The sequence below is a fragment of the Plantactinospora sp. CA-294935 genome (assembly GCF_050936445.1).
In the GTDB taxonomy this organism is placed as follows: domain Bacteria; phylum Actinomycetota; class Actinomycetes; order Mycobacteriales; family Micromonosporaceae; genus Plantactinospora.
Window position 1 is genome coordinate 7474646 of the sequence record NZ_JBNJMU010000001.1, and the last position, 15354, is coordinate 7489999.

The following is a 15354-nucleotide window of genomic DNA, read 5'->3' on the forward strand; positions in this document are numbered from 1 at the left end:
CGGAGGGAGCTACCGGACTTCCTATAGGATCCCACGGGACACACGGAGGAGACCTTCCGGAAGAAGGATTCATGGCGGACCAGGGACGGCCGGCTTCTCCCGGCGTCGACACCTCGAAACCGAGCATCGCGCGCGCCTACGACGTGGTGCTCGGCGGTAAGGACAACTTCGCGATCGACCGCGCGGTGGTCGGCGAGATGCTGAAGATCGTGCCGCAGCTTCCGGAGGTGGCGGCCTACAACCGGCAGATCCTCAGCCGAGGGGTCCGCTATCTGGTGGAAGAGGCCGGGATCCGGCAGTTCATGGATCTGGGTTCCGGGCTGCCGACCCGGGAGAACACCCATCAGGTGGCCCAGCGGTCGGCGCCCGACGCCCGGGTCGTCTACGTCGACAACGATCCGATCGTGCTGGCCCACGGCCGGGCCCTGCTGGTGGAGAACGAGAACACCACCGTGGTCACGGCCGACCTGCGGGACCCCAAGTCCTTGCTGGCCGACCCCGAGGTGCGCCGTCTCATCGACTTCTCCCAGCCGGTCGGCGTGCTGCTCGTCGGCATCCTGCACCACCTGCACGACAGCGAGGACCCGAAGGGCGTCGCCCAGGCGTACATGGACGCGGTGCCCTCCGGCAGTCACCTCTTCATGACCAGCTTCTGCGCGTCCTTCCCGGAAGCGGCCGAGCTTGAGGAGACGTACCTCAGCGTGCTCGGCACCGGCCGGTTCCGGACGCTGGAGGAGCTTCAGGGGTTCTTCGGCGATCTTGAGATAGTCGAGCCGGGTCTGGTGCCGCTGCCGGAATGGCGGCCGGAGACTCCCGTCGACCACGATCTCACGGTGGCCGAGTTGCTGATGGCCGGCGGCATCGGCCGGAAGCGCTGATCCTCGGCGGAAACGCCGGCCGGGACGGGCGACCGGCGCACCTCCGGTGCGGTCAGCGCGTCGACAGGCCCTGGACGAAGCCGCGCCACGCCGCCGACCCGAACACCAGCGCCGGCCCCTGCGGGTCCTTGCTGTCCCGTACGCCGACCATCCCGGGCAGGTTGCGGGCCACCTCCACGCAGTCTCCGCCGTTGTTGCCGCTGCGGGTGCTCTTGCGCCAGACGGCGCCGGTCAGCTCCATGACGTCGCTACCTTCTTGATCAGCTCTAGTGACTGGTCCACCGGGAGGGCGTAGCCCCGGATCTGCTCCCATCTTCCGACGAGGGTAGCAATCTCGTCGGCCCCGTCGACGATTCGCGCGGCGAGCTGGTTGTCCGCGTGACCCACCCGCCGGTTGTCCGGCAGGTCGGCCAGCGTGAACGGCCCGCCGTAGCCGGGATACATGCCGACCCGGGTCGGCACCACCTGGAGCTGCACGTTCGGCAACTGCGCGCAGGCCACGATCCGGGCCAACTGCTCGGCCATCATCGGCCTGGCCTCTTCGGCGCCCCGCTCGATCACCGCCTGGTCGAGGACGGCGGTGATCAGCGGCGGGCGCTCCTTGGTGAGGATGGACTGCCGGTCCAGCCGGGCGGTGACGAGCTGGTCCACCTCGTCCGGGGTGAGTCGCTCACCGGCCAGGGTGGCGCGGGCGTACGCCTCGGTCTGGAACAGTCCTGGGACGTACGCCGGTCCGAACCAGCGGAGGGCGATGGCGCGGCGCTCGATCTCCAGCCAGTCGCGGAACCAGGCCGGTGCCGTGCCGTCCCGGACCAGTTCCTCCCACATCTCGACCAGCAGCCCGCCCGCGCCGAGTTCGGCGTCGACCGCCCGCAGGTTGTCGAGCCCACCCCGATGACTCGATTTCGCTACCGAGGCTACGGCCTGGTCGTCCAGGGTGGAAGGAGAGCACACCCGGCCGGATCCGGAAAGCCGAAACAACCAAAGGACGGGCGGGTGTTGCCGACGGGGGCGGTGTCGGGGCACTGGAAATATCACGACGCCGCCCCCGTTTCCAATTCGGCGACGGGAGACGAGATGAAACGACCACACCGGATCAGTCCGCAACACCGACGGGACTGGCGTCGACTGTGGCGGTACTGCCGCTGCGGCTACCGCTGGCGCTGCCCCGACTCGGTCGACCTGGTGCCGATGCCGTACGCCCCGACGGTGCCGCCGCTGGGCCGCGCCGCCGCGTACCCGGAAGCCGTCCGGGTGTCGGCGGTGCCGCCGGCCCGGGTCCGGGCCGGCAACCAGCGGCCGGTCGGCCGGACGTCGGGCCGGAACGCCCGGCTGGCGGCCCCGCCGGCCGCCCGGTCGCGACATGCCGGACGCGTGCCGAGCTGAGCGGGCCGTGCCCGGCACGGTGACGGCAGCGGCCGAACTCTGCTGCCTGATAGGAGTACGGACCGGCTCACCCCCCGGGGCGGCCCGACTCATGGTGTTGCGCCGGTACGGCGAGCTTCCGGGGGACTGCCCGATTCCTCGATTGGATCCCACCAGATTGAAGCACCTTCCACCTGAACCGACATCAACTCCGGCCATGACGGACCGCACGGGGAGGTCGAAGGGGTTCACTGGTGAACGGCTCGCACGAACGACCCACCTGCCCCGGGTCCTGCCCGGGACAGGTGGGTCGGGTCGAGACGCCGGCGGTCGCGATCGACACGGTTCGGATGAACAGTCCGGAACCGGTGCGCGGCGCCTCGCGCTGCGGTCAGCTCGCGACGCAGCCCGGCGTCAGCCCGGCGCCACTGCCGGTGCCCTGGAAGCCGAACTCCGTCGACTGCCCGGCGGTGATCCGTCCGTTGTAGCTCACGTTGGTGAACTGGACGGCACCGCTGCTGCCGCTGCGCTGAGTGTTCCAGGAGTTGGTGATCGTGGTGCCGGACGGCAGGGTGGCGTTGACCGTCCAGCCGGTGGTGCCGGCGGAGCCGGCGGTGACCCGTACCGTCGCGACGAAGCCGCCGTTCCAGGAGTTCAGCGAGACCGATGCGGTGCAGCCGGCCGGCGGGTTCGTCGGCGGGGTGCTGGGACCGCTGGTCGGCGGGGTGCTGGGCGTGGCCGTGGGGGTCGGGGTGGTGCCGCCGTCGGTGAGGCTGCCGGGCACCGCCAGCAGGGCGTTGTACCAGGTGGTGGCCATCTTGCTGTAGCCGGTCGCGTTGGGGTGCACGCCGTCGGCCAGGTCGGCGGTGGTCAGCGCGGCGTACATGTTGACCAGGTAGACCTGCCGGCCGGCGTTCGCCCGGGTCTGCACGATCTGCGGGATGGCCGCGTTGAAGCTGCGCACCTGGGCGTCGGTGCTCGCGGACCCGGCCGGGACGATGGTGGCGACGAACAGCTTCGCCTCCGGCGCGGTGGTGGTGATCCGGTCGATCAGCGCGGCCAGCCGGTTCGGGGCGTTGGGCAGGTCGCGGTTCTGGAAGATGTCGTTGGTGCCGATGTGCAGCAGGATGGTGCGCGGCTGGTAGGTGTCGAGCCAGTTGACGATGTTGGCGTCGATCTGGTCGATCCGCCAGCCGGAGTGGCCCTCGTGGTCACGGTCGCCGAGGCTCGCCGGGCCGTTGGCCTGGGAACCGACGAAGTCGACGGTGTAGCCACCGGCGACCACCTTCTGCCAGAGGTCGATCCGGTATCCGCCCGGCACGTTGAAGCCGTCGGTTATCGAGTCGCCGAGTGGCAGCACCGGGACCCCGGCCGCCGCCTCCACCCGATGACCGGTGTGCAGCAGGATCGCCACGGTCGCCAGTACGGCCGCCAGCAGCGCACCGGCACACCGGCGCATGGTCGCCGACATGGGCAGTCACCTCCAACGCATCCATCGACTTCGATCGAATCCATTGAATGTGCCGACGTGGGCACCCCGACGGTCAGGCGCGCGCCTGAGCGGCGAACGCGCCGTCAGGTGCGCCGAACGGGCGAGCGGCGGGTCACTTCTCCTGGAGTACGGAGAGCACGTTGCCGGCCGGATCGGTGAACCAGGCGATGTCCGGCCCGTTGCCCCGGGCGATGCCCTTCTCGTCCGCCTCGATACCCTCGTACCGCTCGAACCGGACACCCCGGGCGATCAGCTCGTCGACGGCCCGGTCGATGTCGTCCACCGGGAAGTTGAGGATCGTGAAGCTCGCCGGAGTGTGCCCCGGCTTCGGATAGACCAGCACGTCCCGGCCGCCGGCCAGATGCAGCCGCAGCAGGCCGTATTCCTCGGAGACCCGGAGCCCAAGCGTCTCGCCGTAGAACTCCTTCGCCTTGGCCACGTCGTCCACCGCGAAACCACTGAATGCCTCGGTGTCCCTGAACACGACTCCCCCTCCGCCAGCCGGGCCACGCTGCGTCCAGCTCACAACCTACGCCGACGGTCCGACACCCACCGGGAAAGTGGCTTCGGGGCCGCCGGAGTCGCCCGGTGTCGCCGGGTTGTCGCTCGTCGGGTCGCCCGGGGTGCCGGTCTGCCGCCTGCCGCCTGCCGTCAGCCGAGCCGGAAGTCGACCACCCGGATCGGGGACGGCGTGGTGCCACTGGAGGCGCGCTGGTAGAGGATCGACAGCACCCCGTCGCTCTCCACCCGGGTCCGGTCCACGATCACCTCGCCGAAGGCGTTCAACCCGGCGCCGTCGAAGCGTACGGTCCAGTCGGTGTAGCCGCTGGCCCGGCTGGCGGTGACGATCCGGCCGTACGGCAGCACGACGTAGGCGTTGTCGGCGGCGTCGAGCACGATCTGGGAGCGGCCGGTCGCGTTCAACGGCACCGGGATCTCCGTCTTGCGCCAGGCCCCGGACGAGTCGCGGAACAGGTGGAAGGCCCGGCCGTTGGCCCGGCGTGCCGAGGCGTACGAGGTGACGCACGAGGTGAACCGGCCGGGCACGTAGCTGATGATCACGTGCGGGTTGCCGGTCGAGTCGACGTCCTGGCTCTCCTGGTTGATCAGCCCGTAGTTCGGCGGCAGCGGATCGACCACCAGCCCGGGACTGGTGATCGACACCAGGTTGCCGGAGTTGGTGGTCCCGACGGCCGTTCCGGCATTGTTGCGCCAGGTCCGTCCCTGGTCGTCGCTGTAGACGTACCCGGTGTCGTGGTTGGTCAGGCCACCGCTGTTGCAGGTGACCGCGGAGTTGCCCTCCCGCCAGGTGAACGCGGCGTGCAGCCGGCCGCCCGGACCGTAGGTCAGCCCGTGCAGGTACATGTTCCGAGTGGTGCTGGTGGCGCCGTTCGCGCTGTACGAGCCGGTCGCCGACTGCCAGCGGCCGAGCCGGCGCCAGGTGGAGCCGTCGTACTCGGCGAGTTCGTTGGTGCCGTTGCCGGAGCGCCCGGTCCGGTAGCTGAACTGGAGCCGGTTGCCGGGCGCGACCCGGAACTGCGGGTACGTCATCGCGCCCAACCCGACCCCGTCCAGGCTGCGCTGCACCGCACCGAACCGGCTGGCCAGCCAGCTCCGCGAGCCCGGCGCGGAGACCAGCCCGGCCTCGGACTTGACGTAGTGGATCTCGCTGTCGTGGGTGTCCATCGCGACGTGCAGCCGGCCGTCGCCCGGGGATATGCCGAGGGCGATGGAGTTGTGCGAGTCGTTGGTGGTCAACCGGTGCGGCAACTGGAGGGTCTGCCACGCCCCGGACGGCAGTTGCCGGCGGGCGAGGACGGCGTTGCGGGTCGAGGTGTACCAGGCCGCGTACTGGTAGCCGGCGTGGCTGACGATGCCGTCGCCGTACGAGTTGTTGTTGACCAGCCCGTCGTAGGAGACGAAGTAGAGCGCGCTCGGATCGAGCTGGGTGTCGCCGAGCCGGGTCACGCCCGGGGCCGCCGCGACCGCCGGGCCCGGCGGGACCGCCGCCGCGACGACGACCCCGAGGACGAGTGACGCCGCCAACGCGGCCCGACGGGACGACGGGACGGGCATGGCTTCTCCTCGCGCCGGGCGCCATCGGGCGCTCCCAGATGAATGGATTCAACTTACATCCGCATCCATCGATCTGAAAGCCATCGGTCACGCCCACCCGGCACGAGGGTGGCCGGCGTCAGCGGCGGCCGGCCGAGGTCTCCTCCCGGACCACGAACCGGATCGACCTGGCCTCGGTGATGCAGGCGCGCAGCGGTGCGGCCAGCTCACGGTGCCCGGGGCTGCGCTCCCACGCCTCGAAGTGGGCCAGCGACTCCCACTCGCTGGTGATCAGCCACTGCTCGGAATCGCTCGACGCCTCGCAGACCTGGTCCACCAGATGCCCCGGCACGCCTTCGGCGACCTGGTAACGGATCTGCTCGTACGCCTTCAGGAAGTCCTCGGTGCGCTCGCGCGGCACCCGGATCAGGAACAGCACCCTGGCCTTCGACATCCCGGTCCTCCTCTGCAAGCTCCCCCGGCCTACGCCGGGCCGCGCCGGACCACCACGGCGCTGTTGAAACCGTCAAATCCGCGCGCCCCGACCAGCGCCACGTCCACCCACCGCGATCCGGACTCCCGGACGAAGTCCAGCTCGCAACCGGGCGCCGGACGGTCCAGCCCGGCGGTCGGCGGCAGCACCCCGTGCCGGATGCCGAGCAGCGCGGTCGCCACGTCCAGCGCCGATCCGCCCTGGTGTGCCCGGCCGGTCAGCGGCTTCTGCGTGGTCACCGGCGGCGGCCGCGTCCCGAACACCGCCCGCAGCGCCTCGGCCTCGCTGCGGTCGTAGCGGGGCACCCCGAGCGCGTCCGGAAAGACGACGTCGACCTCGGCCGGCGCCACCCCGGCCCGGTCGAGGGCGAGCCGGATCGCCCGGGCGTACTGCACCGGGTCTCCGGCGGCGAGCCGGTCGGTGTGCCGGGCGTCGTGGCTGGCACCCCAGCCGGCCACCTCGGCATAGCCGCGCACCCCCCGGGCCCGGGCGTGCGCCAGGTCCTCCACCACGAAGACCGCTCCGCCCTCCCCCGGTACGTAGCCGCTGGCCGCCACGTCGAACGGCCGGTACGCCAACGCCGGCTCCGGGCAGGTGCTCAGCAGTCCGCTCCGCATCTGGCAGGTCAGCGCGTACGGGCTCAGCGGGCACTCGGTGCCGCCGGCCAGCACCACCGGAGTACCGCGCCGGACCATCCGTACCGCGTGCGCCAGGCTGTCCAGCCCACCGGCCGACTCGGCGGCCAGCACCCCGCACGGGCCCTTGAACTGGTGCCGGATCGAGAGTTGACCGACGCTCGCCGCGTAGAACCAGGCGATCGACTGGTACGCCCCGACGGTCCGGGCCGGGCCGCGCCAGAGCCGTTGCAGCTCCCGCTGCCCGAAGAGGTTGCCGCCGGAGGAACTGGCCAGGGTCACCGCGTACCCGTAGGGATCGTCGGCCGTCTCCGGCAGTCCGGCGTCGGCGAGCGCGAGCCGGGCCGCCGCGAACCCGAGGTGCGTCCACCGGTCGGTCTGCACCAACTGCCGGTTGTCGGCGTAGTGCAGCGCGTCGAAGTCGGCCACCTCGCCGGCCAGCCGGCTGGGATAGCGCTCCGGGTCGAAGAGGGTGATCGGGCGGATCCGGTTCTGCCCGGCCAGCACACACTTCCAGTGCGCGTCGGCGCCGATCCCGCTCGGCGCCACCACCCCGATCCCGGTGATCACCGCCCGCCGTACCCCGTCCCCGCCCGCCCGACCGGTCACCGGTCCGCTCCGATCCGCCCGGCGGGTCGTCGGCCCGGCGTTGTCCGCCCCGCCGGTCACCACTGCGACGCCATCCACCGCGCGAGTCGCCGACCCGGCGCCATCTGCCCCGCCGGTCACCGGTCCGGCCCGTCGAAGCGGGTGAAGACCATCGCCGACTGGAATCCGCCGAAGCCGCTGCCGACGGAGAGCGCCACCCGCACCGGCAGTTCCCGGGCGGTGTTCGGCGTGTAGTCCAGGTCGCACTCGGCGTCCCGGTTGGCCCAGTTCGCGGTCGGCGGCACCACGCCGTGCGCGATCGCCAGTGCGCAGGCCGCCATCTCGATCGCGCCGATCGCCCCGAGCGAGTGCCCGACCATCGACTTGATCGAGCTGATCGGCACCCGGTACGCCGCCGCACCCAGCGCCCGTTTGAAGGCGGCCGTCTCGTGCCGGTCGTTCTGCCGGGTGCCCGAGCCGTGCGCGCTGACGTACGACACGTCCGCCGGATCGCACCGGGCCTGCGCCATCGCGTCGTCGATGGCCAGCGCCATCTCGACCCCGTCCGGACGCAGCCCGGTCATGTGGTAGCCGTTGCTCCGGTTGGCGTATCCGGCGGCCTCGCAGTAGACCCGCGCCCCGCGCCGTTGGGCGTGCTCCGCCTCCTCCAGGACCAGCACGGCGGCGCCCTCGGCGAGTACGAACCCGTGCCGGTCCCGGTCGAACGGCCGCGAGGCGTGCGCCGGATCGTCGTTGTCCGGCGTGGTCGCCTTGATCGCGTCGAACGAGGCGACCGTGACCGGGGAGATCGGACTGTCCGACGCGCCGGCCAGCACCACGTCCGCCTCTCCGTCCTCGATGAGCTGCTGGCCGTAGCCGATCGCGTCGATGCCGGAGGTGCAGCCGGTGGAGACCACCTGGGCCGGACCGTGCGCACCGTGCCGGCAGGCGACGTCGGCGGCGAGACTGCTCGGCATCAGGGCCTGGTAGAGGAACGGGCCAGCCCGGTTCGGGTCCACCAGCCAATCCGCACCGGAGTCGCTGACCTGCACGTACTCCCGCTCCAGCCGCATGGTGCCGCCCACCGCCGAGCCGAGCACCACTCCGGTGCGCTCCCGCAGCGCGTCGGTCAGCTCCAGCCCACTGTCCGCCAGCGCCTCGATCGAGGCGGCCAGCGCGAACTGGACGTACCGGTCGGCGCGCTGTCGCTCGGCGACGCCGAGGCCGGCCCGGACCGGATCGAAGTCGCACTCGGCGGCCACCTGGGAGCGGAACGGTGACGGGTCGAAGAAGCTGATCCGGCGGGTCGCCGTGCGCCCGGCGGTGATGGTCGCCCAGAACTCGTCCCGGGTCGCCCCGCCCGGCGCGACCACTCCGATCCCGGTCACCACGCTGCGGCGCCGGGTCACGGCCCGGCCTCCGGCCCGGCGGCCACCGCGCCCGCCGCCGCCCGATCCGCGCCGTCGGGCCGTGCCACCCGTTCCGCGCCACTCGGGTGTACCACCCGTTCCACGCCGTCCGGCCGTACCACCCGTTCCACGCCGTCCGGCCGTACCACCCGTTCCACGCCGTCCGGCCGTACCACCGGGACACCGGCCCCGGGCCGACCGGCCGCCGGGTCGGTGTCGGACGGTTCGGTGTCGACGTGTCCGAGTTCCGGGCGCGGGGCCAGCGGACCGAGCTGGAAGACCACCTCGGCGGGTTCGTCGGCCACGTTGCGCAGCCGGTGCCGGACGTTCACCGCCACGTACAGCGCCTCCCCGGTGCCGACCGGCACCGGCTCGTCGTCCAGGTCCACCACGATCGCGCCCCGAGCGACATAGAGGAACTCCTCGCTGTACGGGTGGTAGTGCTCGGCGATCCGCTCCCCGGGGGCGAGGTTCGCCACCCCCAGGAAACCCGACCCGCTGCCCACGGTGCGGGGACCGAGCAGTACCCGGATTTCGCCACCTCGGCGGCGGTCCGGGGCGATGTCGCGGGCGGCCACCAACCGGCGGCCCGGCTCACTCATCGCCGGCCCCGGCGGTCGACGCGGCCGGTGCCGGCGTGGTCGCCTCCAGCTCGGCGGCGATCCGCTCGATCCGGTCCCGGATGATGTCCAACTGGACCCGGCTGTTCGTGTTGATCCGGTCGGTCATCTGGGCGGTGGTCACCGGCGCCGTCGGACGCATCTCGAAATCCTGGGTCCAGGTCATCCGGGTGCCGCCCGGCACCTCGGCGTAGCGCCAGTGGATCCGCATGTACTCGAACGGTCCAGTCTCGACCCGGTGGGCGTGCACCTCCCGGCGCACCGGATCGGCGGTACGCTCGCTGACCCAGCTCCAGGTGACCCCGTTCTCGTCGGGATACATGGTCAGCCGGAACCGTACGGTGTCGCCGCGCCGCTCGATGATCTCCACCGACTGGTACTCGGTGAACAGCCCGGTCCAGCCCGCGACGTCGTTGGTCAGCTCCCACACGAGCGGCAACGGGGCCGCGATCAGCACATCGTTCTCGGTGTGGCCCGGCCGGCCCGCCCCGGACGCGGGAGCCGCTGCCGGCTCGTACTGGTGGGCCACCAGCTCGGCCACCTCCGCGATGCTGAGCCGCCCGGCCTCCTCGGGAAGCTGGACCCGGTAGCGGTCCGCCACGACCGCCTGCAGTTCGAGCAGCGCCAGCGAGTCCATGCCGAGTTCCTCCAGCGAGGCGCTCGGCGCGGCGGCCGCGGCGTCGGCGTCCAGCCCGCAGTGCTGGACCAGGATCGCGGTGATCTCCGCCGCCGTCACCGGCCCCGGAACCGGCTCCCGCTGGGTCGGCCCGGTCCACGTCGGTTCCTCGTGCCTCACACTCATCTGCTCCTCCTCGGATGGTTGGCGGTCGTGGGTAGGGCGCTCCGCGCGACGGCAGGGACGGCCGGAACGGCAGCGGCGGCGGCTTCGGGAACGGCAGGGGCAGGAGCGGGTGAGCCTTCAGGAACGGCAGAGCCTTCAGGAACGGGTGAGCCTTCAGGAACGGGTGAGCCTTCAGGAACGGGTGAGCCTTCAGGAACGGGTGAGCCTTCAGGAACGGCGGGGCCTTCGGGGAGGGCGAGGGCTTCGGGGAGGGCGGAACCGGACCGGATCGGGCCGGGCGGCGATTCGGCGGTGCCGAGCAGCCGGTCGACCAGACCGGTCGAGTACCTCGCCTTCCGGAAGCCCGCGTCGTCGAGTACCCGGCGCAGGAACGGGATGGTGGTGCGTACGCCGGGCCCCTCGATGTCGAACTCGTGCAGCGCCCGTTCCATCCGGCCGAGCGCCAGATCCCGGTCCGGCGCCCAGACCACCACCTTGGCGAGCAGCGAGTCGTAGTACGGCCCCACCAGGTAGCCGGGGTAGCCGTGCGTGTCCACCCGGGTGCACGGCCCGCTCGGCGGGACGAACCTGCTCAACCGGCCGGGGGTTGGCGCAAACCCCCGGTCGGGGTCCTCGACGTTGACCCGGCACTCCACCGCGACCCCGGAGATCCGGACGTCTTCCTGGCGGAGCCGCAGCGGCACCCCGGCCGCGATATGCAACTGCTCGTGCACCAGGTCGACCCCGCTGATCATCTCGGTGACCGGATGTTCGACCTGGATCCGGCAGTTGACCTCGATGAACGAGAACCGTTCGGCGTCGTCGACCAGGAACTCGAAGGTCCCGGCCCCGGTGTACCCGGCGCGCAGCGCGCCGCCCAGCGCGGACTCGGCGAGCGCGTCGAGGGTACCGGCCGACAGCGCGGGCGCCGGGCCCTCCTCGACCAGCTTCTGGTGCCGCCGCTGCACCGAGCAGTCCCGGGTGCCCAGGTGTACGCCGTTGCCATATCCGTCGCAGAGCACCTGCACCTCGACGTGCCGGGCCTGGACGAGATACCGCTCGAGGTAGACCCGGTCGTCGCCGAAGACGGCCTGCGCGGCGATCCTGGTCCGCTCGTACGCCGCGCCGAACTCGTCGGCCGACCAGACCACCGTCATCCCGCGTCCACCGCCTCCGGCGGCACACTTGATGATCACGGGATAACCGATCTCGTCGGCGACGTCGCGCGCCCTCGCCGCCGTCTCGACGGTCGCCAGGCTGCCCGGTGGCAGCGGCAGCCCGGCCTCCCGCATCAGCGCCCGGGCTCGCGCCTTGTCGCCGAGTGCGAGCATCACCTCCGGCGACGGTCCGATGAAGACGAGCCCGTTGTCGGCACAGATCTCGGCGAAGTCGGCGTCCTCGGAGAGGAACCCGTAACCCGGGTGCACGGCCTGTGCCCCGGTCCGGCGGGCCGCCTCGACGATGGCGGCGGCGTTGCGGTAGCTCTGCCGGGCGTCCGGCGGCCCGATGCAGACCGCCTCGTCGGCCAGCCGGACGACGGCCGAGTCCCGGTCCGCGACCGAGTACACCGCCACGGTACGTACGCCCAGCTCACGGCAGGCTCGGGCCACCCGGAGCGCGATCTCGCCGCGATTGGCGATCAGGATCTTCTCGAACATCGCCGCACCGTCCTGGAAGTCACGCGGGTAGCAGGGCGATCAGTGGCTGCCCGAACTCGACCGGCTCGCCGTCCCGGACGAGCACCTCGGCGACCCGGCCGGCCTGGTCGGCGACCACCTCGTTCATCAGCTTCATCGCCTCGACGATGCAGACCACCTGACCGGGCTCCACCTTGTCCCCGACCTCGACGAACGGAGCACCGCCGGGTTCGGCGGCCCGGTAGCAGGTGCCGACCATCGGCGCGACGACGGTCCGGCGGCCGTCACCGTCGGCCACCCCGTCGACGCCGCCGGTCGACGCGGTACGGGTGGCGGCGTCCGCCGGGGCGTGGCCGGGTGCGCCGGCCGGTCCCGGCGAACCGGGTACGCCGTGCCACTCGATCTCCAGCACGGTGTCGCCGCTGCGCAGGTGGATCCGGCGTACGGGTCCGGCCGTCTCGGCCAGTAGCCGGCCCGCCTGCCGGCGCAGCGCGGCGAGTTCCGTCCCCCGGTCGGCCGGCACGGCCGGTTCCGTCCGCCGGTCAGCGGGCACGGCCGGTTCCGTGCCCCGGTCGGACTGCGTGGTGGCGTCGCCCGGGTCCCGCGCGCCGTCCGGGCGTACCGGCCGGCTGTCCGGGACGTCCGGCCCTGGCACGCGTCCGTCGCCGGTGCACCGCTCTCCCGCCGCCGGTCGCGCCGGTCCGGCCGGGCCCGGCTGTTCGGGGATCGCCGCGGCGGTCACTCCGGCCCCGCTTCCGACGGCAGCACGCTGGCCGCCGCACCGTACCGGCGGAAACGCCGCCGACGACGCCGGACCAACTCCGCGGCGGGTACCTCGAGCAGCGGCGCCAGGTTCTCCAGCAACGCCCGGCGGAGCAGTCGGGCCGCGCCGGCGGGATCCCGGTGCGCACCCCCGGTCGGCTCGGCGACGATCTCGTCGGCGACCCCGAGCCGCAGCAGATCGGGTGCGGTCAGCCGGAGCGCGTCGGCGGCCTGCGGCACGGCCGCCCGGTCGTGCCAGAGGATCGCGGCACAGCCCTCCGGGCTGATCACCGAGTAGACCGCGTTGCGCAGCATCAGTACCCGGTCCGCCACGGCCAACGCGAGCGCCCCGCCGCTGCCGCCCTCGCCGATGATGACCGCGACGACCGGGATCGGCAGTCCCGTCATCGCGAGGATGCTCTCGGCGATCGCGGCGGCCTGACCCTGCTGCTCGGCCTCCACCCCCGGGTAGGCGCCCGGCGTGTCGATCAGCGTCACCACCGGCAGTCCCAGGCGGGCGGCGAGTCGCATCACCCGCATCGCCTTGCGGTAGCCGGCCGGGCTGGCCATCCCGAAGTTGCGGGCCCGCAGCTCCCTCGGCTGGTGCCCCTTCTGGTGCCCGACCACGGCGACGTACCGGTCGCCGAGCCGGGCCAGCCCGGCGACGACCGCCGCGCAGTCGACACCGAGCCGGTCACCGTGCAGCTCGACGAACCCGTCGAAGGCGGTGGCCAGGTAGTCCAGCGTGGTCGGCCGGCCGGTGTGCCGGGCGGACCGGACGATCCGCCAGGCGTCGGTCCAGTCGTCCGGGCCGGTGTCCCCGCGCCGCGCCCCGGCAGCCGGGCCGGCCGCGGCGCCCGACAGGCCGTTCGGCGGCGGCAGCGCTCCGGTCGCACGGTCCGGAGTCGACGCCGTCCGGGCCGGACGGCCCAGGGCCGGGGCGGCAGCGGCGAGCAGCCAGCGCAGCCTGGCCCGCAGCGCCCGCCGCTCCACCACCATGTCGACCTGGCCGTGCCGGAGCAGGAAGTCGGTGGTCTGGAAGTCGGCCGGCAGCGTCTGCCGGATGGTCTCCCGGATCACCCGGGGACCGGCGAAACCCAGCCGGGAACCGGTCTCGGCGAGCACGATGTCGGTGCAGGTCGCGAAGGACGCGGCCACTCCGCCGTAGGTGGGATCGGTGACCAGGCTGACGGTCAGCAGTCCCGCCTCGCGCAGCGCGGCGATCGCCTGGCTGATGGTGGCCATCTGCATGAGCGCCAGCACGCCCTCCTGCATCCGGGCGCCACCGGACGCGGTGACCAGCAACAGCGGCAGGCGGTTGGTCAGGGCGTGCTCGGCGGCCCGGGTGATCAGTTCCCCGGTGACCGAGCCGAGACTGCCGCCGAGGAACCGGAAGTCCATCACGGCCAGCACCAGGCCGTACCCGCCGAGCGTCGCGGTACCGCAGAGCACCGCCTCGGCCAGGCCGGTCTCCGCCCGGGCGGCGGCGAGCCGCTGCGGGTACGGCATCGAGTCGACGAATCCGATCGGGTCGACCTGGGTCGCCGGGCCGGGCAACTGCCGGAACGTGTCCTGGTCGACGAGCTGGGCTATCCGCTCGGGCGCGTCCAACCGGCGGTGGTCACCACACTCGGGGCAGACGTCGAGGTTGCGCCGCAGCCGCTTGCGGTAGAGCAGCGCCGGGCAGGAGCGGCAACGTGTCCACGGCTGCTGGTCGAGGTCGGCGGTGCCGCGCCGGCGCGGGATGGTCCCGGTCGGCGTAACCCCGGTCATCGCCGTACCCCCGGGTCGGTCGGGGCGTCCCAGCGGTAGAAGCAGCGCGCCATGGCGTCCGCCGGCACCCGCCAGTTCGCCAGGTACGGCGTGACGTGCGGGGCCAGCCGCTCGCTGACCCGGACGAACTCGGGGTGTCGGCGGGCGTTCTCCACGGCGGCGGAGCCCGGACTCTCCGTCTCGATCAGGTGCACGTACAGGTCGTGCAGCCGGTAGAGCGAACGGTGCCGTACGCCCACCAGTCGGGGCAGCTCAGTCCGGTCCGACTCGGCGAAGATCTGCGCGACCTGTCCTTCGGCGGCCGGCACGACCTTCGCGACGATCAGTGAGCGATCCATGACGCAGCCTCCCTGGGCGATTCCGCGATCCGGATGGGTGACACCGGCACCCGGCCGCGACAAGAGCCTCTCCCCCGGCTTCTCCCCCGACTGCGACCTCGTCCGAACGACTGGTGACCACCCTGCCCACCGGGTGTCAACGGAATGTCACCCGATCGCGTACGACTGCTCCCCGACACGGTGACGCTCTGGTGACGGCGGTCCGGCACAATGCCCGCCCGTGCCGGGGCAGAACGGCTCGGACGAAGCGCTGCGGCGACCGCCCGCGACCACTTATGCCCAGCTCAGGGCCGTTGTGCAGGGACCGAACGGCCAGGTCGGATTGCCGACCGGCGGATTGACCGAGCGTAACGGCGATTGATAACGTTCGTCACGCTTTGCGGTGTCGGTGCCCGACCGGGCACGACGCCCCCCGAGCGGCATCGGCATACCGGAGAGCTGGGCGGGGCGGTCCGGGCAGGGCGGACTTCGGGACACGGGTTCCGGGTGCAGGAGGGTGGGCCGTGACTCCTGACGAGAGCGAGCCGC

General features: G+C 72.4%; 14 protein-coding genes and 2 pseudogenes. 2 read left to right on the forward strand and 14 right to left on the reverse strand.

All coding sequences use genetic code 11. From position 1 onward, the window contains the following. Window positions 1–71 precede the first annotated feature (71 nt). Window positions 72–878: an SAM-dependent methyltransferase gene (locus ACQEVC_RS32655; protein WP_432885350.1), complete on the forward strand. Its 807-nt coding sequence runs from the start codon at window positions 72–74 to the stop codon at window positions 876–878. A gap of 52 nt (window positions 879–930) precedes the next feature. Here ACQEVC_RS32655 and ACQEVC_RS32660 read toward each other — a convergent pair whose 3' ends face one another. Beyond that, window positions 931–1119, reverse strand: a complete 189-nt coding sequence (locus tag ACQEVC_RS32660; RefSeq protein ID WP_432885353.1) for a DUF397 domain-containing protein — start codon at window positions 1117–1119, stop codon at window positions 931–933. Beyond that, window positions 1110–1832, reverse strand: coding sequence for a DUF5753 domain-containing protein (locus ACQEVC_RS32665; protein ID WP_432885356.1), 723 nt, complete (start codon window positions 1830–1832; stop codon window positions 1110–1112). The genes ACQEVC_RS32660 and ACQEVC_RS32665 overlap by 10 nt, the downstream gene beginning before the upstream one ends. Before the next feature lie 123 nt (window positions 1833–1955). On the opposite strand from ACQEVC_RS32665, the gene ACQEVC_RS32670 reads away from it, so the two are divergent. Then, on the forward strand, window positions 1956–2264 hold the full coding sequence (locus ACQEVC_RS32670; protein ID WP_432885359.1) for a hypothetical protein: 309 nt from the start codon (window positions 1956–1958) through the stop codon (window positions 2262–2264). Window positions 2265–2634: 370 nt separating this feature from the next. Here ACQEVC_RS32670 and ACQEVC_RS32675 read toward each other — a convergent pair whose 3' ends face one another. From ACQEVC_RS32675 to ACQEVC_RS32730, 12 genes and pseudogenes are all read right to left on the reverse strand, one after another. Continuing rightward, window positions 2635–3714: a GDSL-type esterase/lipase family protein gene (locus ACQEVC_RS32675; protein ID WP_432885362.1), complete on the reverse strand. Its 1080-nt coding sequence runs from the start codon at window positions 3712–3714 to the stop codon at window positions 2635–2637. 133 nt (window positions 3715–3847) lie between these two features. Next, window positions 3848–4219, reverse strand: a complete 372-nt coding sequence (locus ACQEVC_RS32680; protein WP_432885364.1) for a VOC family protein — start codon at window positions 4217–4219, stop codon at window positions 3848–3850. Window positions 4220–4386: 167 nt separating this feature from the next. Continuing rightward, the gene (locus ACQEVC_RS32685) at window positions 4387–5811 is read right to left on the reverse strand and encodes a BNR repeat-containing protein (RefSeq protein WP_432885367.1); all 1425 of its coding nucleotides are present in this window, start codon (window positions 5809–5811) and stop codon (window positions 4387–4389) included. Between the two features lie 118 nt (window positions 5812–5929). After that, window positions 5930–6244, reverse strand: coding sequence for an antibiotic biosynthesis monooxygenase family protein (locus ACQEVC_RS32690; protein ID WP_318396411.1), 315 nt, complete (start codon window positions 6242–6244; stop codon window positions 5930–5932). A 29-nt stretch (window positions 6245–6273) separates the two neighbouring features. Then, the gene (locus ACQEVC_RS32695; RefSeq protein ID WP_432891830.1) at window positions 6274–7527 is read right to left on the reverse strand and encodes a beta-ketoacyl synthase N-terminal-like domain-containing protein; all 1254 of its coding nucleotides are present in this window, start codon (window positions 7525–7527) and stop codon (window positions 6274–6276) included. A 116-nt stretch (window positions 7528–7643) separates the two neighbouring features. Beyond that, complete coding sequence (locus ACQEVC_RS32700; RefSeq protein ID WP_432885371.1) at window positions 7644–8915, reverse strand: beta-ketoacyl-[acyl-carrier-protein] synthase family protein; 1272 nt, start codon at window positions 8913–8915, stop codon at window positions 7644–7646. A gap of 224 nt (window positions 8916–9139) precedes the next feature. Next, window positions 9140–9517, reverse strand: a pseudogene (locus ACQEVC_RS32705) (cupin domain-containing protein); the annotation flags it as partial. Further along, entirely contained in the window at window positions 9510–10337 is an 828-nt protein-coding gene (locus ACQEVC_RS32710; protein WP_432885374.1) for an SRPBCC family protein, read from the reverse strand. The pseudogene ACQEVC_RS32705 and the gene ACQEVC_RS32710, both read right to left, overlap by 8 nt. Before the next feature lie 296 nt (window positions 10338–10633). Beyond that, window positions 10634–11974, reverse strand: a pseudogene (locus tag ACQEVC_RS32715) (acetyl-CoA carboxylase biotin carboxylase subunit); the annotation flags it as partial. 19 nt (window positions 11975–11993) lie between these two features. Continuing rightward, a complete protein-coding gene (locus ACQEVC_RS32720; RefSeq protein ID WP_432885387.1) occupies window positions 11994–12608 on the reverse strand; it encodes an acetyl-CoA carboxylase biotin carboxyl carrier protein in 615 nt (204 codons plus the stop codon). Window positions 12609–12691: 83 nt separating this feature from the next. Next, a complete protein-coding gene (locus tag ACQEVC_RS32725) occupies window positions 12692–14488 on the reverse strand; it encodes an acetyl-CoA carboxylase carboxyltransferase subunit alpha (protein WP_432885394.1) in 1797 nt (598 codons plus the stop codon). After that, the gene (locus tag ACQEVC_RS32730) at window positions 14485–14826 is read right to left on the reverse strand and encodes a TcmI family type II polyketide cyclase (RefSeq protein WP_432885397.1); all 342 of its coding nucleotides are present in this window, start codon (window positions 14824–14826) and stop codon (window positions 14485–14487) included. Before ACQEVC_RS32730 ends, ACQEVC_RS32725 begins: the two co-directional genes overlap by 4 nt. Window positions 14827–15354 lie beyond the last annotated feature (528 nt).

Coding starts and splice junctions, on each gene's coding strand:
- ACQEVC_RS32655 (WP_432885350.1), top strand. CDS start 72: ATGGCGGACCAGGGACGGCCGGCTTCTCCCGGCGTCGACACCTCGAAA.
- ACQEVC_RS32660 (WP_432885353.1), bottom strand. CDS start 1,119: ATGGAGCTGACCGGCGCCGTCTGGCGCAAGAGCACCCGCAGCGGCAAC.
- ACQEVC_RS32670 (WP_432885359.1), top strand. CDS start 1,956: ATGAAACGACCACACCGGATCAGTCCGCAACACCGACGGGACTGGCGT.
- ACQEVC_RS32675 (WP_432885362.1), bottom strand. CDS start 3,714: ATGTCGGCGACCATGCGCCGGTGTGCCGGTGCGCTGCTGGCGGCCGTA.
- ACQEVC_RS32685 (WP_432885367.1), bottom strand. CDS start 5,811: ATGCCCGTCCCGTCGTCCCGTCGGGCCGCGTTGGCGGCGTCACTCGTC.
- ACQEVC_RS32690 (WP_318396411.1), bottom strand. CDS start 6,244: ATGTCGAAGGCCAGGGTGCTGTTCCTGATCCGGGTGCCGCGCGAGCGC.
- ACQEVC_RS32710 (WP_432885374.1), bottom strand. CDS start 10,337: ATGAGTGTGAGGCACGAGGAACCGACGTGGACCGGGCCGACCCAGCGG.
- ACQEVC_RS32725 (WP_432885394.1), bottom strand. CDS start 14,488: ATGACCGGGGTTACGCCGACCGGGACCATCCCGCGCCGGCGCGGCACC.
- ACQEVC_RS32730 (WP_432885397.1), bottom strand. CDS start 14,826: ATGGATCGCTCACTGATCGTCGCGAAGGTCGTGCCGGCCGCCGAAGGA.